The organism is Paenibacillus sp. YAE3, assembly GCF_057546105.1.
The window spans coordinates 1-1,354 of record NZ_BAAIYF010000032.1; the positions used below are offsets into that span (position 1 = coordinate 1).

Annotated in this window: 2 tRNA genes and 3 rRNA genes; all 5 read right to left on the bottom strand. The window is 50.6% G+C overall.

Annotation, left to right across the window (positions count from 1 at the left end):
* A 23S ribosomal RNA gene (locus AC27KL_RS27985) occupies positions 1-595 on the bottom strand; the annotation flags it as partial.
* 188 nt (positions 596-783) lie between these two features.
* A tRNA-Ala gene (locus AC27KL_RS27990) sits at positions 784-859 on the bottom strand.
* A gap of 30 nt (positions 860-889) precedes the next feature.
* A tRNA-Ile gene (locus AC27KL_RS27995) sits at positions 890-966 on the bottom strand.
* A gap of 49 nt (positions 967-1,015) precedes the next feature.
* Positions 1,016-1,132 (bottom strand): 5S ribosomal RNA (gene rrf / locus AC27KL_RS28000).
* Between the two features lie 103 nt (positions 1,133-1,235).
* Positions 1,236-1,354, bottom strand: a 16S ribosomal RNA gene (locus tag AC27KL_RS28005); the annotation flags it as partial.

Here is a 1,354-nt window from a genome sequence, read left to right on the forward strand (position 1 = left end):
TAGATCGGGCTCTGACTTCTTGTAAGCACACGGTTTCAGGTTCTATTTCACTCCCCTTCCGGGGTGCTTTTCACCTTTCCCTCACGGTACTGTTTCACTATCGGTCGCTAGGGAGTATTTAGCCTTACCAGATGGTCCTGGCAGATTCATACGGGGTTTCACGTGCCCCGCACTACTCGGGATCCGTCTCGGAGGGAACTGACTTTCGGCTACAGGGCTTTTACCTTCTATGCCGGGCCTTTCCAGACCTCTTCGCCTAACCAATTCCTTTGTAACTCCATGTGAGACGTCCCACAACCCCGGCCAGCAAGCTGACCGGTTTAGGCTAATCCGCGTTCGCTCGCCGCTACTGACGGAATCACTATTGTTTTCTCTTCCTCAGGGTACTTAGATGTTTCAGTTCCCCTGGTATGCCTCTTCATAACCTATGTATTCAGTTATGAGTGACTGACTATTACATCAGCCGGGTTTCCCCATTCGGACATCCCCGGATCAAAGCTTGCTTACAGCTCCCCGAGGCAGTATCGTTGTTCGCCACGTCCTTCATCGGCTCCTAGCGCCTAGGCATCCTCCGTGTGCTCTTAGTAGCTTAACCATTTGACTCCTGTTTGCCTCGCCTCGCTCCGTTGTTTTGTGCTTCGCACAAAGCCAAAGTCGCTCTTCGATTCAAACGCTCGTCTGCTACTTTTTACTAACTTGTTTTGACACAAGTTCAGCTAAAAGGATATTTCTAAAACGCAAATTCGTTTCGTTATCTAGTTTTCAAGGATCAAATTGAATAATTGGTGGAGCCAAGCGGGATCGAACCGCTGACCTCCTGCTTGCAAGGCAGGCGCTCTCCCAGCTGAGCTATGGCCCCATAATAGGAAATATGCTTATTTAATTTATATGGTGGGCCCTAGTGGACTCGAACCACCGACCTCACCCTTATCAGGGGTGCGCTCTAACCAACTGAGCTAAGGGCCCATATTCATTTCTTAATATACTCTTGATGAGTAAACCCATAAGGGTTTGCGCTTGGCAGCGTCCTACTCTCCCAGGACCCTTCGGTCCAAGTACCATCGGCGCTGGAGGGCTTAACGGTCGTGTTCGGGATGGGTACGCGTGGAACCCCTCCGCTATCGCCACCAAACGCATTTCGAAAGAGGTTTGCTCTTTCAAAACTGACAACGAGTGAGATCGTTTTGCCTTACGGCATATTTGAATGTTTCCTTGCAGGAAACAATTCTCCATAGAAAGGAGGTGATCCAGCCGCACCTTCCGATACGGCTACCTTGTTACGACTTCACCCCAATCATCTACCCCACCTTCGGCGGCTGGCTCCTTGCGGTTACCCCACCGACTTCGGGTGTTG